Annotated in this window: 23 protein-coding genes; 16 read left to right on the top strand and 7 right to left on the bottom strand. The window is 32.6% G+C overall.

Going from position 1 to position 24,955, the window contains the following annotated elements; all coding sequences use genetic code 11:
• The first annotated feature begins 18 nt into the window (after positions 1-18).
• The 11 genes from APR43_RS13130 (at position 19) to APR43_RS13075 (ending at position 8,866) form a co-directional block, all read left to right on the top strand.
• A complete protein-coding gene (locus APR43_RS13130; RefSeq protein WP_053473801.1) occupies positions 19-1,182 on the top strand; it encodes a glycosyltransferase family 2 protein in 1,164 nt (387 codons plus the stop codon).
• 83 nt (positions 1,183-1,265) lie between these two features.
• Positions 1,266-2,624: a dihydrolipoamide acetyltransferase family protein gene (locus tag APR43_RS13125; RefSeq protein WP_053473802.1), complete on the top strand. Its 1,359-nt coding sequence runs from the start codon at positions 1,266-1,268 to the stop codon at positions 2,622-2,624.
• 207 nt (positions 2,625-2,831) lie between these two features.
• Entirely contained in the window at positions 2,832-3,602 is a 771-nt protein-coding gene (locus tag APR43_RS13120) for a 3'-5' exonuclease (protein WP_053473803.1), read from the top strand.
• Between the two features lie 88 nt (positions 3,603-3,690).
• Complete coding sequence (locus tag APR43_RS13115) at positions 3,691-4,302, top strand: fumarylacetoacetate hydrolase family protein (protein WP_053473804.1); 612 nt, start codon at positions 3,691-3,693, stop codon at positions 4,300-4,302.
• Positions 4,302-4,646: an Hpt domain-containing protein gene (locus APR43_RS13110; protein ID WP_053473805.1), complete on the top strand. Its 345-nt coding sequence runs from the start codon at positions 4,302-4,304 to the stop codon at positions 4,644-4,646. The genes APR43_RS13115 and APR43_RS13110 overlap by 1 nt, the downstream gene beginning before the upstream one ends.
• 196 nt (positions 4,647-4,842) lie before the next feature.
• A complete protein-coding gene (locus APR43_RS13105; RefSeq protein ID WP_053473806.1) occupies positions 4,843-6,096 on the top strand; it encodes a competence/damage-inducible protein A in 1,254 nt (417 codons plus the stop codon).
• 71 nt (positions 6,097-6,167) lie between these two features.
• Positions 6,168-6,404 (top strand): 50S ribosomal protein L28, encoded by a 237-nt coding sequence (gene rpmB / locus APR43_RS13100; protein ID WP_008468080.1) that lies wholly within the window; start codon positions 6,168-6,170, stop codon positions 6,402-6,404.
• Between the two features lie 27 nt (positions 6,405-6,431).
• Positions 6,432-6,614: a 50S ribosomal protein L33 gene (gene rpmG, locus APR43_RS13095; protein ID WP_008253902.1), complete on the top strand. Its 183-nt coding sequence runs from the start codon at positions 6,432-6,434 to the stop codon at positions 6,612-6,614.
• A gap of 77 nt (positions 6,615-6,691) precedes the next feature.
• A complete protein-coding gene (locus APR43_RS13090; RefSeq protein WP_008468081.1) occupies positions 6,692-6,844 on the top strand; it encodes a DUF4295 domain-containing protein in 153 nt (50 codons plus the stop codon).
• Between the two features lie 267 nt (positions 6,845-7,111).
• Positions 7,112-8,065, top strand: a complete 954-nt coding sequence (gene ftsY / locus APR43_RS13085) for a signal recognition particle-docking protein FtsY (protein WP_053473807.1) — start codon at positions 7,112-7,114, stop codon at positions 8,063-8,065.
• Between the two features lie 207 nt (positions 8,066-8,272).
• Positions 8,273-8,866 carry a Zn-dependent protease gene (locus APR43_RS13075; RefSeq protein WP_053473809.1) on the top strand — a complete coding sequence of 198 codons (594 nt, stop codon included), beginning with the start codon at positions 8,273-8,275 and terminating at the stop codon, positions 8,864-8,866.
• Between the two features lie 17 nt (positions 8,867-8,883).
• Here APR43_RS13075 and APR43_RS13070 read toward each other — a convergent pair whose 3' ends face one another.
• Together APR43_RS13070 and APR43_RS13065 are read right to left on the bottom strand one after the other, a co-directional pair.
• Positions 8,884-9,954 carry a serine hydrolase domain-containing protein gene (locus APR43_RS13070; protein WP_053473810.1) on the bottom strand — a complete coding sequence of 357 codons (1,071 nt, stop codon included), beginning with the start codon at positions 9,952-9,954 and terminating at the stop codon, positions 8,884-8,886.
• Positions 9,955-10,047: 93 nt separating this feature from the next.
• Complete coding sequence (locus APR43_RS13065) at positions 10,048-10,566, bottom strand: hypothetical protein (RefSeq protein ID WP_123924585.1); 519 nt, start codon at positions 10,564-10,566, stop codon at positions 10,048-10,050.
• A gap of 389 nt (positions 10,567-10,955) precedes the next feature.
• On the opposite strand from APR43_RS13065, the gene APR43_RS13060 reads away from it, so the two are divergent.
• From APR43_RS13060 to APR43_RS13050, 3 genes are all read left to right on the top strand, one after another.
• The gene (locus APR43_RS13060; RefSeq protein WP_053473812.1) at positions 10,956-11,396 is read left to right on the top strand and encodes a hypothetical protein; all 441 of its coding nucleotides are present in this window, start codon (positions 10,956-10,958) and stop codon (positions 11,394-11,396) included.
• Complete coding sequence (locus tag APR43_RS13055) at positions 11,377-11,673, top strand: DUF721 domain-containing protein (protein ID WP_053473813.1); 297 nt, start codon at positions 11,377-11,379, stop codon at positions 11,671-11,673. Before APR43_RS13060 ends, APR43_RS13055 begins: the two co-directional genes overlap by 20 nt.
• 140 nt (positions 11,674-11,813) lie before the next feature.
• Positions 11,814-12,530 (top strand): hypothetical protein, encoded by a 717-nt coding sequence (locus tag APR43_RS13050; protein ID WP_053473814.1) that lies wholly within the window; start codon positions 11,814-11,816, stop codon positions 12,528-12,530.
• A gap of 111 nt (positions 12,531-12,641) precedes the next feature.
• On the opposite strand, the gene APR43_RS13045 is transcribed toward APR43_RS13050, so the two are convergent.
• The 3 genes from APR43_RS13045 to bshC all read right to left on the bottom strand — a co-directional run bounded on the left by APR43_RS13045 (position 12,642) and on the right by bshC (position 16,343).
• Positions 12,642-13,061 (bottom strand): nucleoside-diphosphate kinase, encoded by a 420-nt coding sequence (locus APR43_RS13045; RefSeq protein WP_031456090.1) that lies wholly within the window; start codon positions 13,059-13,061, stop codon positions 12,642-12,644.
• A gap of 218 nt (positions 13,062-13,279) precedes the next feature.
• Complete coding sequence (locus tag APR43_RS13040) at positions 13,280-14,551, bottom strand: acyltransferase family protein (protein WP_053473815.1); 1,272 nt, start codon at positions 14,549-14,551, stop codon at positions 13,280-13,282.
• A 202-nt stretch (positions 14,552-14,753) separates the two neighbouring features.
• Positions 14,754-16,343 (bottom strand): bacillithiol biosynthesis cysteine-adding enzyme BshC, encoded by a 1,590-nt coding sequence (gene bshC, locus APR43_RS13035; RefSeq protein WP_053473816.1) that lies wholly within the window; start codon positions 16,341-16,343, stop codon positions 14,754-14,756.
• Positions 16,344-16,614: 271 nt separating this feature from the next.
• Between bshC and APR43_RS13030 the strand changes: the two genes are divergently transcribed.
• A complete protein-coding gene (locus APR43_RS13030) occupies positions 16,615-17,892 on the top strand; it encodes an MFS transporter (protein WP_053473817.1) in 1,278 nt (425 codons plus the stop codon).
• A gap of 73 nt (positions 17,893-17,965) precedes the next feature.
• Here the strand turns inward: APR43_RS13030 and APR43_RS13025 are convergent, their stop codons facing one another.
• The gene (locus APR43_RS13025) at positions 17,966-22,042 is read right to left on the bottom strand and encodes a T9SS type B sorting domain-containing protein (RefSeq protein WP_053473818.1); all 4,077 of its coding nucleotides are present in this window, start codon (positions 22,040-22,042) and stop codon (positions 17,966-17,968) included.
• A 132-nt stretch (positions 22,043-22,174) separates the two neighbouring features.
• Here APR43_RS13025 and APR43_RS13020 point away from each other — a divergent pair, with 132 nt between their 5' ends.
• On the top strand, positions 22,175-24,379 hold the full coding sequence (locus APR43_RS13020) for a B12-binding domain-containing radical SAM protein (protein WP_053473819.1): 2,205 nt from the start codon (positions 22,175-22,177) through the stop codon (positions 24,377-24,379).
• Positions 24,380-24,392: 13 nt separating this feature from the next.
• On the opposite strand, the gene APR43_RS13015 is transcribed toward APR43_RS13020, so the two are convergent.
• Positions 24,393-24,914, bottom strand: coding sequence for a hypothetical protein (locus APR43_RS13015; protein ID WP_053473820.1), 522 nt, complete (start codon positions 24,912-24,914; stop codon positions 24,393-24,395).
• Between the last annotated feature and the right edge of the window lie 41 nt (positions 24,915-24,955).

Here is a 24,955-nt window from a genome sequence, read left to right as displayed (position 1 = left end):
GATAGTAAAAATAAATAAATGCAATTATCGGTTATCATTCTTAATTATAATGTGCGTTACTTTCTGGAACAATGTGTTTTAAGTGTTCAGGAAGCAATTGCCGGTCTTGATGCCGAAATTATTGTTATCGATAATAATTCATCAGATGACAGCTGTTTGATGATGAAAACGAGATTTCCGGAAGTAAAATTGATTCAAAACCAGGAAAATTTTGGTTTCCCAAAAGGAAATAATATTGGAGTTGAACAAACCAGCGGAAAATACATCTGTATTTTAAATCCTGATACCGTTGTTGCCGAAGATACTTTTACCAAGATTTTGGCTTTCGCCGAAGAAAAACAAGATTTAGGAATTATTGGCTGTAAATTAATTGACGGAACCGGAAGTTTCCTGCCAGAAAGTAAACGCGGCATTCCGTCGCCGTGGGTGGCTTTTACCAAAATTTTTGGTTTGTATAAAATATTTCCAAAATGGAATCTTTTTAATCAATATTATGCGCAGCATTTAAATGAAAATCAAACTGGAAAAGTGGAGATTCTTGTAGGTGCTTTTATGTTTTTAAAAAAAGATTTATACCAAAAATTAAATGGTTTTGATGAAAACTGCTTTATGTATGCAGATGATATTGATTTGTCTTACAGGGCACTTTTGCTAAAAAAATCCAATTATTATTTTCACGAAACAACCGTTTTACACTATAAAGGAGAAAGTACCGTTAAAGATGAATTGTATATGAAACGTTTTCAGGATGCAATGAATTTTTTCTACCAAAAGCATTTTAAAAAATCATGGTTTTTTAGCTTTTTCATTCAGGTTGGAACCTGTTTTTTTTCATTTGTAAAAATGTTTCAGGGAAAACCTAAAATAAAACTGCTGCCGGAAAGTTATATTTTATACTCTGAAAATGAGAATTTGTCTGAAAAGTTGGCTTCGATTTTGGAAAATAAAGTTAGTTTTTTAGATTTCAAAAAAGAAAAAATGGTAAATTCGTCGCTGATTTTAAAGGGAAAAAAGACAGAGATCATTTTGGATAATCACTATGTTTCATTCAAAAAATGTATCAATATCATAGAAACTCTTAAAGATAAGAACATTACTTTTAAGATTTTCCCCAAAAACACCAATTTTATTATTGGAAGTAATTCAAGAAACGACAGAGGGGAAATTAGAAAAATTCAGTAAAAATTATATTAAGTGTAATTTATATTTAAATTTTTCAGTAATTTCGCAATCAGAAAATCAAAATCACCCTTTAGAATAATAATATGGCAAGATTTGAATTAAAGCTTCCTAAAATGGGAGAGAGCGTCGCTGAAGCAACCATTACTAACTGGTTGAAAGAAGTGGGAGACAAAATTGAAGCTGATGAAGCTGTACTGGAAATTGCAACTGATAAAGTTGACAGTGAAGTGCCAAGTGAAGTATCTGGAATTTTAGTTGAACAATTATTTGGCAAAGATGATTTAGTTCAGGTAGGGCAGACTATTGCAATTATCGAAACTGAAGGTGGTGATGCGCCGGCTGCAACTCCAGCTGTAGAAACTGCTACTCCTGCAGAAGCTGTAGAAATCGAAAAAACAATTGAAGCAGTAAAAGAAGAAGTTGCTGCTCCTCAGGATTTTTCCGGATCTGAAAAATTCCTTTCTCCTTTAGTAAAAAATATTGCAAAAGAAGAAGGTATTTCTCTTGCTGAATTGGATAATATTCAAGGTTCAGGAAAAGACAGCCGAGTAACCAAAGATGATATTTTAAAATATATAGAAGACCGCAAAGCAGGAATTGTTCAGGCTCCAAAAGTAGTTGAGCAAGCACCAAAAGCAGTGGTTGAAACTCCAAAAGCTGCTGTTGAAACTGCGAAAGCACCAGAACCAGTAGTTCAAAAAAGCCAGCAGGCAGTTCCGGTTTCTGTAAATGGCGGTGACGAAATCATCGAAATGGACAGAATGCGTAAACTGATTTCGGGTTACATGGTAGCTTCTGTACAAACTTCGGCTCACGTACAATCGTTTATTGAAGTTGATGTAACGAACATTGTAAAATGGAGAGATAAAGTTAAAACGGCTTTTGAAAAGAGAGAAGGCGAGAAGCTGACTTTTACACCAATTATGATGGAAGCGGTTGCAAAAGCTTTAAAAGATTTCCCTGGAATGAATATTTCTGTTGATGGCGAATACATCATCAAAAAGAAAAATATCAATTTAGGAATGGCGGCAGCGCTACCAAACGGAAATTTAATTGTTCCTGTAATTAAAAATGCAGATCAGTTAAACCTTGTTGGAATGGCAAAAGCGGTTAACGATTTAGGAAACCGTGCAAAAGCAGGAAAACTAAAACCAGACGATACACAAGGCGGAACTTATACAGTTACAAACGTAGGTACTTTTGGAAGTGTTTTTGGAACGCCAATTATCAATCAGCCGCAAGTTGGAATTTTAGCTCTTGGAGCAATTCGTAAAGTTCCTGCAGTTATTGAAACTCCGGAAGGAGATTTTATTGGAATCCGTCAAAAAATGTTCTTATCGCACTCTTACGATCACAGAGTTGTTGACGGAGCATTAGGAGGGAGTTTTGTAAAAAGAGTAGCAGAATATTTAGAAGCTTTTGATGTAGACAGAGATTTCTAATCGATTCATATAATAAAATTTGAAACCCGAAAAATTTAAAAGTTTTTCGGGTTTTTTCATTCATAAGAAAAAGAGAAAAGAGACTTATTTTGGTTTAATTTTGAATGCAAAACCAACAAAAAAAGCCAATTTTGGTCAAAAAAATAGAAATTTGGGCGGGAACTTTGGCATTAAAAAATTACATTTGTAATCTTATAAAAATTAAAAATGGAATTAAAACTTAACAAACCAATCTGCTTTTTTGATCTTGAAACAACTGGAATTGACATCGGTAAAGATCGAATAGTAGAAATTTCGATATTTAAAGTTTTTCCAAACGGAAATAAAGAAAGTAAAACCTGGCTGGTTAATCCCACAATTCCAATTCCTCCACAAACAACAGCCGTTCACGGAATTACTGATGAAAAAGTAGCCAACGAACCTACTTTTGCAGAATTGGCACCGCTGGTTCATAATATGATAAAAGACAGTGATTTGGGAGGTTTTAATTCAGATCGTTTTGATATTCCGTTATTAGCAGAAGAATTACTTCGCGCGGGAGTAGATTTTGACATGAAAAATAAAGTTTCGGTAGATGTTCAGACTATTTTCCATAAAATGGAAGAGCGTACTTTAAGTGCTGCTTTGAAGTTTTACTGTGGAAAAAGTCTTGAAAATGCACACTCTGCAGAAGCAGATACGATGGCAACCTACGAGATTTTGAAAGCGCAGTTAGATCGTTATCCTGAACTGGAAAATGACATGAAATCATTATCTGAATTTACAACCCGTAAAAAAATCGCCGATTTTGCCGGAATGATTGCTTTTGATAAAGATGATGAAGAAATTTTTACATTCGGAAAACATAAAGGTGCAAAAGTTTTAAAAGTTTTGGAAACAGAACCGGGATATTTCAGCTGGATTCAAAACGCCGATTTTCCTTTATATACCAAAAAAGTTTTGACAGGAATTAAATTGAGAAAATTAAACACAAAATAAAGTATTCAGTGTTCAGTTTTTAGTGTTCAGTTTTTTGAGTGCTAAGTTTTCCTGAACACTAAAAACTGAAAACTGAACACTTAAAATAATGAAGATCATTTGTATCGGTAGAAATTATACCAATCATATTGAAGAATTAAAAAACGAACGTCCGGATGAACCTGTGGTTTTTATGAAACCGGATTCTGCGGTTTTGTTGAAGCAGCATCCGTTTGTAATTCCGGAATTTTCTCAGGAAGTTCATCACGAATTAGAAATAATTGTGAAAATTAACAAGGTTGGAAAATATATTGAGCCTAAGTTTGCACATAAATATTATGACGATATTAGTGTAGGTATTGATTTTACTGCCAGAGATTTACAAGATAAATTAAAAGCAAAAGGACTGCCTTGGGAAAAAGCAAAAGCATTTGACGGCTCAGCAGTAATTGGAGATTTTTTACCAAAAAGTGATTTTGTTTCGTTAGAAAATCTTACGTTTGAGCTCAAAAATAATTCTGAAACCGTTCAAAAAGGAAATACAAGTTTTATGCTTTGGAAAATTGATGAATTGGTTTCTTATGTTTCTCAGTTTTTTACGTTAAAAATTGGAGATATTATTTTTACAGGAACGCCTGCAGGTGTTGCGCCGGTTAAACCAAATGATGTTTTGGAAGGCTTTTTAGAAGATAAAAAATTATTCAGAATACAAGTAAAATAATGGCTTTAAAGTATAATCTTTCGAAAGTGTATGCGCTTTCAGACAATGACCCCGAATTTGTAAACGAAATTCTAAAATTATTTGTTACAGAAGTTCCTGAGGATTTAAAACAAATCAAAGAAGGGATCAAGAAAAAGGATCATAAATACGCTTATTCGTATGCGCATAAAATTAAACCTACATTAGACTTAATGGGGTTAAATGTTGCATTTGAAGAAATTCTGCAAGTCGAAGCGTGGACAAAAGCAGAAGGAAAGAAAAAAGATATTATCGAGACTTTTAAAAGTATAAAAGTGCAGGTAAAAGACGCAATTAAAGAAATCAAAAAAGATTTTGACGTCTAAAATTCATTTAATTCCGCTTTTTTAAAACGAAAAAGCGGAATCATTTTTCTTATTTTATTTCAATTCATTTTTCAGGGTTTTAACTTCATATTAAAAGATAAAAGAAATTATCTTTTAAATTTTTCTGCCTCAAATCATTTCCGCAATCCTACTTCATAAATAAACTTATACCTTTATAAGTAAAACTTTTAATAATATGAAAGCAACAATAGTTACCATTGGAGATGAGATTTTAATTGGTCAAATTGTAGATACAAATTCAAATTTTATAGCCAAAGAACTGGATCGAATAGGTGTCGAAACTTATGAAATGATTTCAATAAGTGATGACAAACAGCATATTTTAAACACTTTTGCACTGCTGCAAAACAAGGTTGATATTGTAATTATTACTGGAGGTTTAGGACCGACAAAAGATGATATCACCAAAAAAACTTTCTGTGATTATTTTGATGATCAGCTGGTTGTAAATCCTGAAGTTCTGGCTCACGTAACAGAACTTATCGAAGGGTTTTATAAAAGACCAATTTCACAGCTAAATAAAGATCAGGCTCTTGTTCCTTCAAAATGCACCGTTCTTCATAACAAAATGGGAACTGCGCCGGGAATGTGGATGAAAAAGGAAAATACCGTATTTGTTTCGCTTCCGGGTGTTCCGTATGAAATGAAATATCTGGTAGAAAATGAGATAATCCCAAAAATTGTAAAAGAATATAAACGTCCTTATATTATTCATAAAACCATTTTAACGTACGGTCAGGGCGAAAGTTTAGTCGCAGAACGTATTGAAAACTGGGAAAATAATCTGCCTGATTTTATCAAACTGGCGTATCTGCCAAATCCCGGACGAGTTCGTCTGCGTATGACTGCCCGAGGAACTGATAAAGAAGAATTAGAAAAAGCAATTGAAGAAAATGTTCAGTCGCTTGATGCTATAATTCATGATATTATAGTGGGTTATGAAGAAAATGAAACGATTGAAACCGTAGTTGGTAAACTGCTGGCGAAAAATAATAAAACGATTTCTACAGCCGAAAGCTGCACCGGTGGAAAAATTGCTTCGCTTTTGTCATCTGTGCAAGGAGCATCAAGATATTTTAAAGGAAGTGTGGTTTCCTACGCAACAGAAGCGAAGGTCAATGTTTTGGGTGTTTCGCAAGATTTAATAGATCAATTTTCGGTAGTAAGTGCTGAGGTTGCAGCAGCTATGGCTTTGAATGTGAAAGATATACTAAAAACCGACTATGCAATCGCGACAACCGGGAACGCCGGACCATCAAAAGGAGACTCAAATGCTGAAATTGGTGCTGTTTTTATCGCTTTGGCTACACCAGAGGGAGTAATCACGGAAGAATTTAACTTTGGCCAACCACGTGAAAAAGTGATAGATAGAGCAACTATTAAGAGTTTAGAAATATTACAAAAAGAAATTTTAAAAATTGTGCAATAATTTTTTGCTACAATGGTTTATTTTTCTTTTCTTTGCACCCTGATTTTGAATAACGATAAAAGATAAGTATAATGTCAAGAGTTTGTGACCTTACAGGTAAAAGAGCGATGGTAGGAAATAACGTTTCTCACGCTATGAACAAAACTAAGAGAAAGTTTTCTGTAAACTTAGTTAAAAAGCGTTTTTATCTTCCAGAAGAAGATAGATGGATTACTCTTAGAGTAGCAGCATCTACGATAAAAACAATTAATAAAAATGGAATCACTGCTGTTTTGAAAAAAGCACAGTCAGAAGGATTTATCAAATAATCTTTTCCTAAATAAATATATAGCAAGATGGCAAAGAAAGGTAATAGAATCCAAGTAATTTTAGAATGTACTGAGCACAAGACTTCTGGTGTTCCAGGAACTTCTAGATATATTACAACTAAGAACAAAAAAAATACTCCAGATAGATTAGAGATTAAGAAATTTAATCCAATCTTGAAACGTGTAACTGTTCACAAAGAAATTAAGTAATAATTAGAGATTTTTGTAAATCTCAAATGGTTTTGCCATTTAGAGTTTTATAAAAAACTTCAAATAACATTTGAATCATGGCAAAAAAAACCGTAGCATCGTTACAAACATCTTCTAAGAGATTATCAAAAGCCATAAAAATGGTAAAATCTCCTAAAACTGGTGCATATACATTCGTAGAATCTATTATGGCTCCTGAAGAAGTTGATGAATTCTTGAAAAAGAAATAATTACAATTACAATATATAGAAAAGCTACTTTCATTCGGAAGTAGCTTTTTTATTTTTTATATTTGTTTAAAATTTTATAGAAACCAATCAATTTGTGTTTTTTTTAAACATTTGTTCCCATCAGACTCTTTATCTTTACTTGTTTAAAAAAGACAAATAGAAGGATATCGTGTAATTGGGGTTAAATTAAAACAAAAGGCATTCTATAAACATTAAGATTGTTTCAAAGCTCTTAGAAACAATCTAAAACTAACAATAAATTAAAAAATGAGTTTTTTTAAAAAATTATTCTCTACCGAAAAAAAAGAGACTTTAAATAAAGGTCTTGAAAAAACAAAAACTACTTTTTTCTCTAAGTTAAGCAAAGCTGTTGCAGGAAAATCTAAAGTCGATGATGATGTTTTAGATAATCTTGAAGAAGTTTTGGTAGCTTCAGATGTTGGTGTAAATACAACATTGAAAATCATCGAAAGAATCGAAAAACGTGTATCTGAAGATAAATATTTAGGAACAGAGGAATTAAATCAAATTCTTCGTGACGAAATTGGCGGCTTATTATCTGAAACCAATACAGGCGAAGCAACCGAATTTGATATTCCAAAAGATAAAAAACCTTACGTTTTAATGGTTGTGGGAGTTAATGGTGTTGGAAAAACTACAACAATTGGTAAACTGGCTTATCAGTTTAAAAAAGCCGGTTATAAAGTGGTTTTAGGTGCTGCCGATACTTTCCGTGCCGCTGCTATCGATCAGTTACAAGTTTGGGCAGATCGTGTAGGCGTTCCAATCGTAAAACAAAATATGGGAAGCGACCCGGCTTCTGTGGCTTTTGATACTTTGCAGTCTGCTGTGGCTCAAAATGCCGATGTTGTAATTATTGATACTGCCGGACGTTTGCATAATAAAATCAATTTGATGAATGAATTGACAAAAGTGAAGCGTGTAATGCAAAAAGTTGTAGCAGATGCACCTCATGATGTTCTTTTGGTTTTAGACGGTTCAACAGGTCAAAATGCTTTTGAACAAGCAAAACAATTTACTGCTGCGACAGAAGTAACTTCATTAGCAGTAACAAAATTAGATGGAACAGCAAAAGGCGGTGTAGTAATTGGTATTTCAGACCAGTTTCAAATTCCGGTTAAATATATTGGTGTTGGCGAAGGAATTGAAGATTTACAAGTCTTTAATAAATATGAATTCGTCGATAGTTTCTTTAAATAATTTATAATGAGTTTTTCTTCTTTTAAAAATATATCGGCTGTTGCTTTTTATTTTGCAAGCGTTATATGTTTTGTTTTTGCAAATATTTTGAGAGATAATAGTCTTTCTTTTTATTACGTTTTATTAGTTCTGGGAATAGGTTTCTTCTTTATGGGAGTTCTTAAAAGATTGAGAACTAAGCAATAATTTATTGACACATTTTTGATTATGAAATACTGCTTTTTCGTTTTTCTTTTTATTGCGCTTTCTTGTACAAACAGAAAAAACGAAAGTAATAAAAATCAAAAAGTAATTGTTATTCAGCCCTTAGGTAGTTTTAAAACTCAACAGGCTAAAAAGGTTTTTGAAGAAATTAAAGCTATAAATCCAAAAGTAGTTTTAAGATCAAATATTTCATTTCCTGAAAATTTCTATTATAAACCAAGAAATAGATACCGCGCAGATAGTATTATTAAAAGTCTTAAAAATAATATTGGCAAAGATTCTGTAATAGTTGGATTATCAAATTCGGATATTAGTACAACTAAAAACGAAATTAAAGATTGGGGTGTAATGGGCTTAGGTTATAGACCCGGAAAAGCCTGTGTAGTCTCAGATTTTAGATTGTCTGTCAAAAATAAAAATAAACAGTTTTATAAACTAGTTTTACATGAATTAGGTCATACAGCGGGTTTACCGCATTGTGCAATAAAAACGTGTTTAATGCGTGATGCTGAAGGAGGAAACCCACTGGATGAAGAAAAAGATTTTTGCAATGATTGCAAAAGCTTTTTAAAATCTAAAGGATGGCAGTTGATTTAAATTTTGTGCAGTCCTTTTTATTGATACAAAGCACTAATTTTTTCCCATAAAACTTTATCGAAATCAGATAGAGCAAGATTTTCATTATCTGCTGCCTCTCCCATTCTGATAACTACCATATTTTTACTTGGTACTACATATATTTTTTGGTCATTTTTTCCTAAAGCCATAAACATATCGCTTGGTCCGGTTGGAATTACGCTTCCCTGAAAAGTAAGCTGCGATTGCGGTAAATGATAGGAACTTTTACCATTTAGCCACCATAAATATCCGTACCCTAAATTAATGTTTTGTGAAGTTGTTGTTGCTTCATTGAAATAGGCTTCATTTAAAATGATATTATTTTCCCATTTGCCTTTATTCAGCATTAATAGCCCAAAACGTGCCATGCTTCGTGAAGTACTTGCATAAACGCTGTTTACATCAATTTTTAGCCAGGTACCATTCATCCCGATTTTGTCTCTTAATTTGGCATTGAAATAATTTTCCCAGCTTTGTCCGCTTGCACTTGCAATAACATCTTGCAGTTTTACATAAACATTATGATAAGCCCATCTTGTCCCTGCATCGGCTTTGTAGATTAGATCTGCAGGATCTACATCATCGGTTGAATCATCAAGCCCGGATGTCATAGTTAGTAAATGTTTGCAGGTAATTTTGTTTTCTTGTGCTAACGTTTCGCTTGTCCAGCCAGTGCCTAAATATTGAGAAACTTTATTATTGATGTTTAGTAAGTTTTCCTGTTGTGCAATTCCGGTAACGGTTGAAGTTAACGTTTTTCCGGCGCTTGCCCAATACCAATTTGTTGAAGCGTTATGTCCGTTGAAGTAGTTTTCTAAAACAATTCGGCCATTTACTAAAATGATGAATGATTTAGAATGTTTTAATTCTAAATAGTCTAAAAGTGGCTGTACAGCACTTTGATTCCATTTTAAATCGGCTATGGATTTTGTTTCCCATGTTGTTCCGGTTAATGGAGGGAAATACATGCTTTCTGATGGAGTTGGAACCGGATCTGGTTCTGCTGAATCTTTGCTGCAGCTTATCAATAATAAGGCTGTCAGGATTGTAAAAATAGTTTTGGTCATGGCTTTCGTTTTTGGTTTGGGGTTTGACCAAAAATATGTAAAATAGTTTAATGGAGAGGAAAACTTATTTCACATGTTTAACCATGAAGTGTTTTATTTAAGCTCCCATTTTGTTCCGTCTGTAAATACTACATAGTAAGCTCTTACTTTTATAATACGGTTTGCATCTGTAGAAAAATCTTCCCAGATTTTTGATTCGATCATACCAGGCTTTAGTAAATTTGCTATCTCTCCCGTAGATCTTCCTTTTCCATAAAAATACCTGCCATTTGCGGGTTCATCAAATGAGTTTTCGCAGTACCATTCCAGTTTAATTGCCTGAATACTCTTTTTGCTTGAATTTTTAAAAACGATTTTAATGTCTTTATGATCAGAGTACTGCGCTCTCGATAGGCTGGAAGCTACAATTGTTACTGGTGAGTTTTTTGAATTTTTGTTTTGTAAAAAATCATCTTTTAGGGAAGGTGCGCTATTTTCTTTTTCTTCAGGCTGATGATAATTATTTATTTGAACATACACAGGTTTTGTGAGTGCAATGTTTTTGGGTTTTGTTTTACTACATCCAAAAATTAAGAGCAGGGTGCTTAATGCTATTATGAAATATTTTTTCATTCTATTTTTAATAAAAGGATTTATGTATAAAAATTTAATTGGAATTATCTTCTTTAAAGGAAAATGTAACTGAAATAATTTTGCTGCAAAAGTCTGACAGATTTGCATTAAAATCTACCATGATATGACATAAGATTGTTAGAATAGGCTTTTTTATGGTCTGTAAAGATTTAGGAAATAAAGTCTTAGAAAAATGAGATAATTATTGATTAAAATATTTCTTTTGAAATTTATAAAGTTACCTTTGTAATTCTCTAAATTTTCTTTTGAAAACGGGAGTCCTAGCCCTGATGGAAGCGGCATCCTTTTATGGCCTCGTCTTTTTAACGAGGCCATAAAAGATATAGCGGACAGCAGGAAACAGCTCCTTATTAATATTATATTTTACTATGAAAAATGCTTTTATGATTTTGGTTTTGTCGCTCTTGTTTGTAAGCTGTAAACAGGAAATAAAACCGGCAGATATTGAAAAACTAAATGGTTACTGGGAAATTGAAAAAGTGGTTTTTGATAAAGGGAAGGAAAAGGCTTATGGCATGAATGAAAACTTTGATTTTTTTAAAATTAAAGGTACAAAAGGGACTCGTACTAAAGTAATGGCACAGCTTGACGGAACTTTTTTAACTACTGATACTTTTGAAAATGTTTCAGTAAGATTTACGGATAAGGGAACTTTTCTGGATTATAATACAGATTATGCTAAATGGACTGAGGAATTGATTTCGATTTCGGATGAAGGGTTTGTCGTAAAAAATGATCAGAATAAAGAATATTATTATAAAAAAACAGGACCAATAAATATTTTAAACGATGGCAAAAAGACTAAATAACCAAAGTACGATTGGGGCTGTTTTACAACAAATTATTCAGGTTAATAAGTTACAGCCGGGAATGGATCAGATTGATGTAAAAGAAGCCTGGGCACAATTAATGGGGAATGGTGTAAAAACGTATACTAAAAATGTTGTTTTGAAAGGAAGTACACTTTATGTTGAACTTGGATCGGCTGTTTTAAGAGAGGAATTAAGTCACGGAAAGTCTAAAATCGTTAAAATGATTAACGAAGAGCTTGGGCGTGAAGTAATAAAAGATGTGGTTTTACGCTGATTTTAAATTGTTATTTGAAACTTAAAAATAAATTTTACACTTCCATAATGGAAGTGTTTTTTTTATGATATATTTGAGCATTAAGTGGTTTTTAATAAATGCCTGATTAATAATAAACAAATAAAAAACAAAACCAAAACATGAAAAAAGTATTACTTATTTTAACCGTATTATTTGCCTTAAACAGTTATTCTCAAAAGAAAAAAGTTGCCGTTGTATCTTTTTATACAGATAAAACAATAGATCTTTCGGAGTTAGGGTTAAATGGATTGGCTGCAATAGCTGATCTAGGAAATAATCCGAACTTTAACCTTTCTCCAATTTTAGAGAAATATCACAATGCATTTTTTAATGATTATGCTAAAAAATTCCCGTTTGATTTACTTCCTGAAACTGAAGTGACTCAGAAGCCGGAATACATTGCTTTTACTCCTAAATTTGCAAGAGAAGGCGGAGAAAGCGGTACTATTATTAACTATCCTGGATATAAATATATTTATGAAGGAATGAATGGTTCTGCCAATGAAGTAGCGTCTGCTCAAATGTTTAAAGACACAGCTGATGGTGTTTTATTTACAGAAATTCATTTTGCTGTAGTAAAAGGATTCGCTGTTGGAGGAACTGGAACAATAAAAATGAAAGCTTATGCCAGAATCGCTTTATACGATAAAACAGGAAAAAAAGTATTTGCTTTTTCTGAAGGGGCAAACTCTAAGAAAACTGGAACAATCGTAGGTGGAGTTCCTGTTTTAAGTCTTGATAAAGTATTGCCTATGTGCGAAAGTGCATTGGAAGAACTTTTGAAAGATCTTGATGAAAAAGTTGAGAAATTGGTTAAAAAAGCAGATAAGCTTTAATCAATATTTGACATAAAAAAATCCCGTTTCATTTGAAACGGGATTTTTTTTGTTTATTAAGTTCAGCAATCTATCCCGATAGCTATCGGGACTGAACTCTAAAATCATAAATTAAAACTGCTCTCTTCCAGCAAAGTGGAATGCACCTTCGATTGCAGCGTTTTCGTCGCTGTCAGATCCGTGAACTGCATTTTCTCCAATAGAAGTTGCGTATGCTTTACGAATAGTTCCTTCAGCAGCTTCAGCTGGATTTGTAGCTCCAATTAAAGTTCTGAAATCTTCTACTGCGTTGTCTTTTTCTAAAATTGCAGCAACAATTGGTCCACGTGACATGAATTCAACTAATTCTCCGTAGAAAGGTCTTTCTGCGTGAACTGCGTAAAATGCTTTTGCATCAGCTACAGTTAATTGAGTTAATTTTAATGAAACGATTTTGAAACCACCATTAGTGATCATTGCTAAGATATTCCCGATGTGTCCGTTTGCAACAGCATCTGGTTTAATCATTGTAAAAGTTCTATTTGTTGCCATTTTATATTTTATTAAATTTTGTGCAAAAGTAGACTTTTTTTATGAATTGATTTTAATTAATTCGTAATTAAAACATGATAGAATGATGTTTTAGCCAAGAAAAGGTTTTTAAAACCATATAAGTTATATAAGTTCATTTAAACAGCGGCGTGCAAAATGTTCGCAAGCTTTACGTATTTCTAAAATGAACTTATATTACTTATATGGTGAAATGTTTTTTATACTTTGAATATTAATTTGTTTCTGTAGAATATCCATAAAATAAAAGTCCAGATGCAAACGTAAACTAATGCACCGGCTAATGAAGCTGTCATAGGATTGCTGAAAAATGGTGCAATCCAAAAGCTGTACAGGTAATTTAATAAATTAATTTTCTCTTCGGTTTTATGTGGATTTTGAAACTCAATCATTACTAATGCCTGCGGAATTATCTGCGAAGTAAAGAAAACGATCATTGGGTTTACACCCCAAATTAAGAAAGGTTTCAATCCTTTTTTATAATCGGCGATATCAATTATGTAATATAAAATTGCTAAAAATGTTGTGGCTAATCCTGTAGTGTATAAAACATAACTGCTTGTCCAAAGTGATTTGTTTATTGGGAAAACAATATTCCAAAGCAAACCAACAATAATTAAAGCAACTCCTGCAATTGCCATTTTTTGTGCTTTCTTAGTTTTAGGAAAATTTTGCTGTAATAATTGACCAATTAATAAACCAATAATTCCGTTTACGATTGACGGAAGTGTGCTTAAAATTCCTTCCGGATCCCACGTTACGGTTCCACGATACATATGTCCTTTTAGTAAAACGCTGTCCAGCCATGAAGCAAGATTTGTTCCTTTATCCAGATTTGCGTCGCCAATTCCGGGAACAGGGATTAAAGTCATGATTGCCCAATATCCTAATAACAAAACGATTCCGGTTATGATCTGTGTTTTTTGAGAAGTTTTTAAATACAAAAGAGAAACTACAAAATAAACAATTGCAATTCGTTGTAAAACCCCCGGAAGTCTAACGTCACTGTAGGCTTCGATACCGCTGTAAGCGAGAAACAGATAAATTATCAGAATTGAAAATGCCAGAATGTTTTTGATTTTTGAACTGAAATTTCCCATTAAAGCATAACCAACTCCAATAGTAATGGCAAGTCGGACAATTAAAAGCGGAATTCCTTCCAGTCCGAATAATTGGATTTTCCCGAAAAAGTTGAAGAAAATCCCCAAACAAAGCATTCGCAAAGAACGAATTAAAATTTTGTTGAAAGTGGTGCCGTCATAAAATTTATCAGGCATTGCAAGCGGAACGGCAACTCCCATTATAAAAACGAAAAACGGAAATACTAAATCGGTTGGTGTGCAGCCGTGCCATTCAGCGTGTAATAATGGCGGGAAAACATGGCCCCAGTCTCCGGGGTTGTTTACAATGGTCATTAATAAAATTGTTAGTCCACGAAAGACATCTAGCGAAATTAAGCGTTCTTTTACCATTGGTTTTGGGTAAATTGGTTAGTTAATATTTTTAAAAATCGCTATTTGGTTTGGAATAATAATTTTGAGAAGATAGGTGGTTATTTGGTTCTCGAGAATTATTACTTATTATTTTGCCACGAATTTCACGAATTTCACGAATTTCTATTCTTTGCAAGAAAAAATAATTCGTGATAATTCGTGTAATTTGTGGCAAACTATTTTAAATTGTTATGATGTTAAAATTCATTTCTAAAGGTTTCAGTTTTTGCAGTAAAAGCGGAACTAACTGTTCGCCTTTTTCCAGATAAAATTCTGAAAAATTACTTTGACGTTCCTGTAAACTATTATTTGGGAATAGTTCACATTGTAAGTCTATTACCCGCTGCAATTGATCGTTAAGTTTTCTTTTTTGTGCTTTTAATAAACGTTTTTCTAAATTTTCAAGACCTTTTGTCTGTTTCACTTCCTGTGCTTTTACAGCTCCTGAAAAAGATTTATCAGTTTGATTTGCTAATTCATAAAGATATTGAAATTGGGTTTTCAATATTTCTTTTTGAGGTGTTAAATCAATTGGAAATGCAGAAATTTTGTGTGTAATCGCGTTTACTAAATTTTCTTGTTTGGTAAAAAGATCGCTCCAGCTTAAGTTTAATTGATCTGCTTTTTTTCCTTGTTTTTCGGTTGCCAAAAGAACAGAGTTACGAACCAAAATCATTGGAAAAGTAATTTTTACGGCATCAAAAAAAGATTTTAATTCCAGCCAATACGCAATTTCTCCGCCTCCGCCAATATAACATAGATTCGGGAGAATAATTTCCTGATAAAGCGGACGCATAATAACGTTTGGACTGAATTTTTCAGGATGATTTTCTAATTCAGAAAGAATTTGTTCTTTAGAAAAGGAGATTTTTGTGTTGTTTACAATGTATTTATCTTCTTCAAAAATGATTCTTTCGCGCAGATTATCTTCAATATAAAATAAATTAATCTCACGCGGATTTACCTGAACCGTATAGTCTTTCAATTGTTCAATTGTTTCCTGAACCGCTTTGTATGAAGTCTGTTTTTCTAATTCTTCTTTTGCATACGGAATAAAAGCACGTTTTAAATCGGCATCGTCAGCATCTATAATTACTAAACCGTAATTAGCAAATAAACTGTTAGCTAAAAACCGGGTTGCATCGGCCAGATTATCGTGTTTTAAATAAGCATCTTGAAAAAGCTTTTTTAAAGTATTGGCATTTGTGCTTGAACCTAATTCTAATGAATAAATTTCAAAGAATTCATCTAAACCTTCAGTTGAAAGTCGGCCAACGGGACCGTTACTTTCTTTGTTCCATCTGAATTTTTTTCCTCTAAAATTAAAATAGTTTATTTCTTCAAAATCATGATCTTCTGTCGCCATCCAATAAATGGGAACAAAATTGTACGACGGATATTTCGATTTTAATTCTTTGGTAAGATTAATGGTCGAAATGATTTTATATAACAAATACAAAGGCCCGCTAAATAAATTTAACTGATGTCCAGTTGTAATTGTAAAAGTATTTTCGAGTGCTAAAAGCTCAATGTTTTGTTTTGTCGAATCAGAAATTTCGATGCTTTGATATTGCTTTTTTAAAGTGGTAACCAAAGGAATTCGGTTGCTGTTATCAAAGTTACCTGCTTTTTCGGCAATTTGTTTTTCGAAATTCTCCAATGTTGGGAAATTGTTGTACAGCGGTTTCAATTCTGATTTCTGATCTAAATAATCTTGTATCAATTTAGAGAAATATCCAGAAGTTTGATAGCTGATACAGTCGGTAGGCATAATTTTAAATTTATTTTTGACAGCTGTAAATTTAATGAAAATATACAGTTAAAATCGGTTTTAACTATTGCTTAAGATTGATTTTTATTTTTTGTTTTAAAGTTCCTATAATCAGGTTTTTAATTTTGAGTAAATTAAACACTGTTTAAAATGTTAAATACATGAAATTTGTTAAAAATACAGATGTGTTTTGAAACTAATTGTCTTAAATGTGAAATATTAATAACGAAACTATATTTTTGTAGACAAAAAAAGATATACCTGATTTTGCATGGAAACAAACCCTAAAAAGAAGAACTCACTTAAACATGTTCTTTTTGGAAGCCTAATTGGCACCACAATTGAATTTTTTGATTTTTATATTTATGCTAATGCCGCAGTATTGGTTTTTCCTCAATTATTTTTTCCCGGTTCAGATTCGACAATGGCGACTCTGGAATCTTTAGCCACTTTTTCAATTGCGTTTTTATCTCGCCCGTTAGGTTCTGCTTTTTTTGGACATTATGGAGATAAAATAGGACGTAAATTTACCTTAGTTGCCGCTTTATTAACAATGGGTATTTCGACAGTTACAATAGGATTTTTGCCAAGTTATGCCAGTATTGGTGTGGCGGCTCCCTTATTATTAATGTTATGTCGATTTGGGCAAGGCGTTGGTTTAGGCGGAGAATGGGGAGGGGCTGTTTTATTAGCGATAGAAAATGCACCGCCAAATAAACGTGCGTGGTACGGAATGTTTCCACAATTGGGCGCTCCAATAGGATTACTGCTTTCTGGCGGAACTTTTCTATTGTTAACCGATTCTATGAGCAATGAAGATTTTATGGATTATGGTTGGAGGATTCCATTTATTGCCAGTTCATTATTGGTTGTTGTTGGTTTTTATATCCGAACAAAAATTACAGAAACGCCATCTTTCGAAAATTCTAAAAAAGAACAGGAAGAAGTTAAAGTTCCTTTTTTGACAATTGTAAAATCGTATAAAAATCAATTGATTTTTGGAACCTTTGCAGCCATTACAACGTTTTTAGTTTTTTATTTGATGACTGTTTTTACATTAAGCTGGGCAACTTCAGATTTAGGGATTGTTAAAAGAAACGGATTATTAATACAGTTATTTTCGGTATTGTTTTTTGCTATTTTCATTCCGGTTTCGGCTGTAGTTGCAGATAAAATTGGCCGACGCAAAATGCTTATTATAGCTACAGCGGCTATTGCGATTTTCGGATTTTTCTTTTCTTATTTTTTAAGTTCAGGAAATATTGTTTTAGTTACTACTTTCGCTTGTATCGGAATGGCTTTAATGGGATTCACTTATGGGCCTTTAGGAACTTTTCTGTCGGAGTTGTTTCCAACAAATGTTCGTTATTCTGGAGCATCATTAACGTTTAATTTAGCAGGAATTCTGGGAGCAGCTTTTGCGCCTATGATAGCTATTTGGTTAGCCAAAACTTATGATGTAAGTTATGTTGGTTTGTACTTAACGATTGCAGCGTTTATTTCTTTAGTTTCATTTTTGGTAATTAGCAAAGAGGAACATAAATTTTAAATAATAATAGAATTTTTAAATTTTTGAAATAAAAACAGGCGTAGGTTTTTAATCTGCGCCTTTTTATTTGAAATTATCTTTTTAAACTAAAATGTCCTCTAAATTCTGTTCCGTTTAATCTTGTAACGGTAAACCAATAATCGGATGCTGGTTCTTGGTGACCCAGATAATTTCCATCCCAAGAAGTATTTGGAGCTAATTCTTTTATTAATTTTCCATAGCGGTCAAATATTCTAATTGCTGTGTTTGGAGCTAAATAAGCTGAATCAATTGTCCAGTGATCATTAAAGTTGTCATTATTTGGCGTAAAGAATTTTGGAAAAGGCAGTTCATCAAAAAAAATTATACAATCCCCAGTTGTAGCTCCCAGAATATTTATCATAATTGGAATTCTGTCGCTTTCACAATTGTTGATTGTTTGTGAAGCATAATAAGTGTGTCCGTTTTCAAGTAATGTTGATTCGGATAAAGTACTATTTGAAGAAATAGTTTCAAACCATTTTATATTTTGTCCTGTAATATCAATGCCATTAATAGATGCATTTTTTTGGATGCAAAATGTTTGTGGAGAATCTGCAATTGGAATTTGAGTATCCTGAATTTTTACAGTAACGGCAAATCTTTCACTTTCGCAATTATTTAGAGTTTGCGTTACATAATAAATGTCGTTTTGCAGTAAAGTTGTTTCTGATAAACTGTTTCCATTTGTTGCTGCATCATACCATTTAAGAGATGTTCCTGTTATAGCAATATTTTCAATTGTAGCAATTTCATCAATACAAAATTGTTTATTATTGTCTCCGGTTGGCAGCGGAGTATCATTAACACGAACTAAAACAGGGGTTCTGTCCCCTTCACATCCAATTGTTTGTGAAGCATAATATGTTCTATTATCTTCTAATAAAGTAGTATTTGGCAAACTGGCAGCAGAGAAATTAGTATCATACCATTTTATATTTTGCCCAGACATTTGGATGTCGGATAATTTTGAATTTTCTTTCTTGCAGAATGCTGTACTTCCATTTAAGACTGGTGCAGAAGGTGTATTTACTATTGAAACAGTAACTCCAAGTCTTTGACTTTCACAATTATTTTCTGTTTGCGATGCATAATAAGTTTGCCCATTAACCAGATTTGTAGTTTCTGCTAATAAAGAACCGTTACTTACTGCATCATACCATTTTATTGCAGTTCCCGTAACCTGAATATCTGCAATAGTTGGATTTTGTCCTGAACAAAATGGTTGATTTGCATTTCCTGTTGGAGGAAAAGTGACCTGAATGTTAATTGTAACAGGAACTCTTTCACTTTCGCAGCCATTTATGGTTTGTGAAGCATAATATGTTGCTTTATCCTGAGCAACAGTTGTAGGTGATATAAGTGTTCCTGCTGTTAAGTTGCTATACCATTTAATGTTTTGGCCAGTAACTTGAATGTCGTTTAATGTAGCGTTTTTGTCAACACAGAAAGTTTGTGGAGTATTTGCAGTTGGCAATGGCTGGCTTGTAATTGTAACAGTTTGATTTTGAATTGATGTATTTCCGTTTCCGTCGCTGTAATTCCATACAATTGTATAAGTTCCCGGTAAGCTATAAGATAATGGATTTGTAGTTGTTCCTGTAATTTGTCCTGCACATGCATCAATAGCAGTTGGGATTGTATTTATTATTGTATTACAATCTCCGGTTATTGTTGGCAAAGTTGTTATAGTAGGAACAGGAGCTTCGTAATCTCCAATAACAGCAGTAATTTTTTTAGTGTCATCGCAACCGCCAGTTCCAGTTATTAAGCAGCTATATTCTCCGCTATTAGCCGCTGTTGCATTTATAATTGTTGGATTTTGATCTGTTGATGTAAATCCGTTTGGACCCGTCCATAAATAATTTGTTCCTCCTGAGGCTTTTAGTTCTAGAGTTTTGCCGATGCATATTGGAGAATTTGATGTGATTTCTGGAACACTAAACGAAAAATCTTCTTGAAATTTCATTAAGAAAAAATTTTTATCTCCCAAAATACTAGATTGATAAGAACTTTCGTCAGCAATATCGTCATTAAAACTTGATAATCCAGCTACAAAAATTGCACCGTCAGAATCTAAAGCTGTTTTTATAGTATTATCATTACCAATATATGTTCCCCAAATAAAATTACCTTCTGTAGAAAACTTACCAATATAACCATAATGAGTCCTAATTCTATCTTGTTTATAAGAACATGGTGTGGTTAATTTATAATCAGCTCTGAAATCAATATTTCCACCTCCAATATAAATTGAATTATTTTGAAAAACCATAGAAGAAATACTAATATCTCCTACATACGTACCCCATATTCTTTGTCCATTAGCATTTAGTTTTGCTAATAAACCTTTATAAAGATTTTCATTTGAGTCTTCAAAAGTTCCAGATGTCGTAATATTATCACTACTATAAGTGTATCCGCCAATATAAATATTTTCTTCATTATCAATTTTGACTGATTTAATTTCCTCCATGGGTGAGCTACCACCATAATAAGTACCCCAAATTCTTTCTCCGTTTAAGGAAAACTTACAAACGTATCCATCTCCTGGAAAATTAGAGTTCGGTTTTTCCTGAAAAACACCAGTAGTTGCCATATTGTTTGTACTTTTAGTAGACCCTCCAGCAACTAAGTAAGAACCCTTTATTGTAATAGCACTTAAATTATCATTTCCGTCCCCTCCAAGATAAGTCCCCCATATTAAATTTCCATTTAGATTAAATTTTGCAATAAACGCGTCTGTATTTATCCCATATGGACTTGCTGAATAGCTTAATTCAGTTTGGAAATTACTATTTACAGCGATATTTGTTTTACTGGAAGTTGTACCAACAATATAAACATTATCATTAATGTCAATATCCAATTTAGTTGCATAATCACTATCTTCACCACCAAAATAAGTTCCCCATTGCCTTACGCCATTACTATTAAATTTTACTAAGAAAGCATCTGAAGATCCTCTTAAATTTGGCTGAAAAGATCCCACAGTACTGATGTTTGTTTCTGAACCTGTATATCCTGTAATTAAAATATTATTTTGTGAATCAGTTTTTATTCCATAAATATAAACAAATTGTGTACCAGCATAGTAGGTTCCCCATAGTCTATTGCCGTTTTTGTCAAACTTAAATATAATCCCATTTGTAATTGAATTGATATACTGATGGTTTCCGCTTGTTTGATGTGCTCCAGAAGTTGCATAAGAAGGACTTTGCGATGTTGTAGATCCTGAAACATATGCATTGCCAAGGGAATCAGTTGTTAAATCAACTTCGTACCAGTTTGCACCAGTAGTTCCGGTTTCATCTCCATAAAAAGTTCCCCAAAGTCTTGTTGGTACTGGATCAATAATAACTGTTTTATCAGAAGTATTATCAAAACTACTAAAACCATAAACATTTTTCTTAATCTTAGTATATCCAACTTCAATTTCTTTTTTAGCCCCCCGATCTTCAATCCAACTCGCAGGAAGTGTTTCTTCCATTTTTCCAAAGCGAACATTCATTTGGATTTTATTATCAACCAAATCAGTTTCAGCACCGTTAAATTTTAACTGAATATCAGAGATTTTTCCCTTTGGATGAATCACAAAATTGTATTCAACAGTTTCCTTAGGATCACTTGGAATTGTAAAAACAACATCAATATTGGGGTAAATATTTTTATAGGTAATTTGTTTAAATTGATAAACACCAATAATGCCTTCTGGTTTATTTGGAACATTATAATAGTTATCAAAATCAGTTGATTTTTGTTCTGAAATTAATTCAACTTTTGAGTTTGAATTTACAAAGTCAATGTCTATCCTATGAAAAATATATTCTAAATTAAACTCGGGCTTTTCTTGATGGTCTTTTCGAGGATTTAAATCGGGAAGTGTCTTTGCTGTTTTTGAAGGTATAAAAGGCGTTTTTTTAACTTCATAAATATCATACGAAAATCCATTTTTCTTTAACTGAACATTAAGCCCGTTAGTGTTCAGTAAATATTTTACAGCAGTATTTGGTTTTCCTTTTTGATCTACAATTTGACCTTTGTTCTCTTTAAAACCAATAGATTGATTTTTATTCTGAGAAAACAATTGAATAGTAATTATAAAGAAAACGAAAAGTAATTTATGCTTCATCTGATTAATTTGACTGCCGCAAATGTAATTAATTATCTACAAAACAAAATCAAAAGATCAAAACATAAACCAATAAAATCTTTTCCTAAAAAGTCCCTAAATATCCCGTATTTTTGCAAAAAATAAATTCTTTTGAAAACGAAACTTTTTGTAATAACACCACCATTTACCCAACTGAATACTCCGTATCCGGCGACGGCGTATATAAAAGGTTTTCTAAATACAAAAAATATCGAATCTGTTCAGGCAGATTTGGGAATTGATGTGATTTTAGAATTGTTTTCGAAGAAAGGACTTTCTGATTTGTTTCAGGTTTCAGGTTTCAAGTTTGAAGTTGTTGGAAATACTATTTCTGATAACTCCAAACGTATTTTTGCTTTGCAGGATGAATATATTAAAACGATTGATCCTGTAATTCAGTTTTTGCAGGGAAAAAATCCAACTTTGGCTTTGCAGATTTGTCAGGAAGATTTTCTGCCAGAAGCTTCTCGTTTTGCACAGTTAGAAGAACTCGATTGGGCTTTTGGAACAATGGGAACTCAAGATAAAGCAAAACATTTGGCAACTTTATATCTTGAAGATATTTCTGATTATATTGTAGAATGTGTCGACGAAAATTTTGGCTTCAGCCGATATGCTGAACGTTTAGGTCGAAGCGCCAATTCTTTTGATGAATTATACAATGCTTTACAGCAATATCCAACTTATATCGACTCGATTTTAATTTCAATTTTAAAAGAAAAAATAGAAGCTGTAAAACCTACATTATTTTTAATTTCTGTTCCATTTCCGGGTAATTTATATAGCGCTTTTAGATCTGCACAATGGGTTAAACAAAATCATCCCGAAATTAAAATTTCAATGGGAGGTGGTTTTCCAAATACTGAATTACGTTCACTTTCGGATAAACGAGTTTTTAAGTTTTTTGATTTTATTACTTTAGATGATGGAGAAGTTCCAATTGAAGAATTAATTTTCAATTTAGAAAATCCAAATTACAATTCTTATAAAAGAACTTTCTTATTAGAAAATGGAGAAGTTGTCTACAAAAACAATTCCTTAAAACACGACTACAAACAAGCCTATGTAGGAACGCCGGATTATTCAGATCTTCCTTTGGATAAATACATTTCGGTTATCGAAATTGTAAATCCGATGCATAGAATGTGGAGCGACGGACGTTGGAATAAGCTTACAATGGCTCATGGCTGTTATTGGGGAAAATGTACATTTTGTGACATTTCACTTGATTATATTAAAGTTTACGAGCCCGTTGCGGCAAGTTTACTTTGCAACCGAATGGAAGAATTGATTCTGCAAACGGGTCAAAACGGATTTCATTTTGTTGATGAAGCTGCACCGCCGGCTTTAATGCGTGCATTGGCACTCGAAATCTTAAAACGAAAACTGGCAGTAACCTGGTGGACAAATATTCGATTTGAAAAAAGCTTTTCTAAAGATTTATGTTTATTACTAAAAGCTTCCGGCTGTATTGCCGTTTCCGGTGGTTTAGAAGTGGCTTCAGATAGATTATTGAAATTAATCGACAAAGGTGTAACGGTAGAACAAGTTGCAAAAGTAACCCGAAATTTTACTGAAGCCGGAATTATGGTTCATGCATATTTAATGTACGGATATCCTACGCAAACCATTCAGGAAACGATTGACAGTCTTGAAATGGTTCGCCAATTATTTGAAGCCGGAGTTTTGCAATCAGGATTTTGGCATCAGTTTGCCTTAACTGCTCATAGTCCGGTTGGATTATATCCGGAGCAATTTGGTGTTACTAAAAAAACAGAGGTTATCGGAACTTTTGCCAATAATGATATAGAGTATACCGATTCAACAGGAATCAATCACGATAAATTCAGCTTCGGCTTAAAGAAATCACTGTTCAACTTTATGCACGGAATTTGTTTTGACTATGAACTGCAGGATTGGTTTGATTTTAAAATTCCGAAAACAAAAATTCATCCCGATTTTATTTTTAATGCGCTAGAAGAACAAAATGATTTCAATACAAAACCAAATGCGAAAGTTGTTTGGCTTGGTGGAAAACCTTCGGCAGAAATCTTTACAAAATCAAAAAAAGGAAGAAGCTGGGAAATGATGTCGTTGACTTTTCATGATAAAAAAGAAAGCTTTACCATTCAAACCAGTAAAGAAGAAGGTGAATGGTTAATTGATATCTTAACAAAAATATCAATTTCGAATACCAAAAATTATACTTTTCAGGAAGTAAAAAATGATTTCGAAACTTCATTAGAAGATTTTGAATTATTCTGGTATTCGAAACCAATTAATACTTTGAGAGAGTTTAGATTGTTAGTTTTATAATAAAAAAATTGAACTAGTTTTTTGTTACCCAATAGTGAAAATCTCTTTCTAAATCATAAGCCATTCTGTTTACGCTTCTTCTAATTATAAAGTAAGGAATGCCTAACATAATTGACATATGAATAAGTAAAAAAGGTAAAAAAATAAAAGTATCATCACCTACTGATATCATTCCTGCAATAAATATGAGATAGAATAAAACTATAAATGCAAAAATGATAATCATTCTTTTTTTGAAACCTAAAATTTCAGCATCAATAATCAACTTTTCATTTCGCTCAATTAAACTTCCAGTTACTTCAGCAAATGAATAATTAGTGTCAAATAATCGTCTTCTTTTTTTTAATTCAAATGCACTGCCGTCAATATTTCCTTTGTATTCATTTTTACTGGATTGAAAAGCTTCAAAAGGGACAAAACCCAGATCAGATTCATCAACATTGTTTCTGAATTTTTCAGTAAAATCTATTTTTGAAACGGGTAATTCTATTGTAATATCTTTAACTAAGTTTATTTTCCTTAAAAAATTATCCATTTGTTTTTGGTTGGATTAAGAGCCAAATATAGTATTAATAC

Source organism: Flavobacterium sp. NLM, from assembly GCF_002210235.1.
GTDB classification, from domain to species: Bacteria; Bacteroidota; Bacteroidia; order Flavobacteriales; family Flavobacteriaceae; genus Flavobacterium; species Flavobacterium panici.
Note: the sequence above shows the minus strand (reverse complement) of the source record. Positions and strands in the feature narration are given on the sequence as shown.

What these genes read in the sequence shown, in the direction of transcription:
- APR43_RS13130 (WP_053473801.1), top strand. Translation starts at nt 19, where the DNA reads ATGCAATTATCGGTTATCATTCTTAATTATAATGTGCGTTACTTTCTG.
- APR43_RS13125 (WP_053473802.1), top strand. Translation starts at nt 1,266, where the DNA reads ATGGCAAGATTTGAATTAAAGCTTCCTAAAATGGGAGAGAGCGTCGCT.
- APR43_RS13120 (WP_053473803.1), top strand. Translation starts at nt 2,832, where the DNA reads ATGGAATTAAAACTTAACAAACCAATCTGCTTTTTTGATCTTGAAACA.
- APR43_RS13115 (WP_053473804.1), top strand. Translation starts at nt 3,691, where the DNA reads ATGAAGATCATTTGTATCGGTAGAAATTATACCAATCATATTGAAGAA.
- APR43_RS13110 (WP_053473805.1), top strand. Translation starts at nt 4,302, where the DNA reads ATGGCTTTAAAGTATAATCTTTCGAAAGTGTATGCGCTTTCAGACAAT.
- APR43_RS13105 (WP_053473806.1), top strand. Translation starts at nt 4,843, where the DNA reads ATGAAAGCAACAATAGTTACCATTGGAGATGAGATTTTAATTGGTCAA.
- rpmB (WP_008468080.1), top strand. Translation starts at nt 6,168, where the DNA reads ATGTCAAGAGTTTGTGACCTTACAGGTAAAAGAGCGATGGTAGGAAAT.
- rpmG (WP_008253902.1), top strand. Translation starts at nt 6,432, where the DNA reads ATGGCAAAGAAAGGTAATAGAATCCAAGTAATTTTAGAATGTACTGAG.
- APR43_RS13090 (WP_008468081.1), top strand. Translation starts at nt 6,692, where the DNA reads ATGGCAAAAAAAACCGTAGCATCGTTACAAACATCTTCTAAGAGATTA.
- ftsY (WP_053473807.1), top strand. Translation starts at nt 7,112, where the DNA reads ATGAGTTTTTTTAAAAAATTATTCTCTACCGAAAAAAAAGAGACTTTA.
- APR43_RS13075 (WP_053473809.1), top strand. Translation starts at nt 8,273, where the DNA reads ATGAAATACTGCTTTTTCGTTTTTCTTTTTATTGCGCTTTCTTGTACA.
- APR43_RS13070 (WP_053473810.1), bottom strand. Translation starts at nt 9,954, where the DNA reads ATGACCAAAACTATTTTTACAATCCTGACAGCCTTATTATTGATAAGC.
- APR43_RS13065 (WP_123924585.1), bottom strand. Translation starts at nt 10,566, where the DNA reads ATGAAAAAATATTTCATAATAGCATTAAGCACCCTGCTCTTAATTTTT.
- APR43_RS13060 (WP_053473812.1), top strand. Translation starts at nt 10,956, where the DNA reads ATGAAAAATGCTTTTATGATTTTGGTTTTGTCGCTCTTGTTTGTAAGC.
- APR43_RS13055 (WP_053473813.1), top strand. Translation starts at nt 11,377, where the DNA reads ATGGCAAAAAGACTAAATAACCAAAGTACGATTGGGGCTGTTTTACAA.
- APR43_RS13050 (WP_053473814.1), top strand. Translation starts at nt 11,814, where the DNA reads ATGAAAAAAGTATTACTTATTTTAACCGTATTATTTGCCTTAAACAGT.
- APR43_RS13045 (WP_031456090.1), bottom strand. Translation starts at nt 13,061, where the DNA reads ATGGCAACAAATAGAACTTTTACAATGATTAAACCAGATGCTGTTGCA.
- APR43_RS13040 (WP_053473815.1), bottom strand. Translation starts at nt 14,551, where the DNA reads ATGGTAAAAGAACGCTTAATTTCGCTAGATGTCTTTCGTGGACTAACA.
- bshC (WP_053473816.1), bottom strand. Translation starts at nt 16,343, where the DNA reads ATGCCTACCGACTGTATCAGCTATCAAACTTCTGGATATTTCTCTAAA.
- APR43_RS13030 (WP_053473817.1), top strand. Translation starts at nt 16,615, where the DNA reads ATGGAAACAAACCCTAAAAAGAAGAACTCACTTAAACATGTTCTTTTT.
- APR43_RS13025 (WP_053473818.1), bottom strand. Translation starts at nt 22,042, where the DNA reads ATGAAGCATAAATTACTTTTCGTTTTCTTTATAATTACTATTCAATTG.
- APR43_RS13015 (WP_053473820.1), bottom strand. Translation starts at nt 24,914, where the DNA reads ATGGATAATTTTTTAAGGAAAATAAACTTAGTTAAAGATATTACAATA.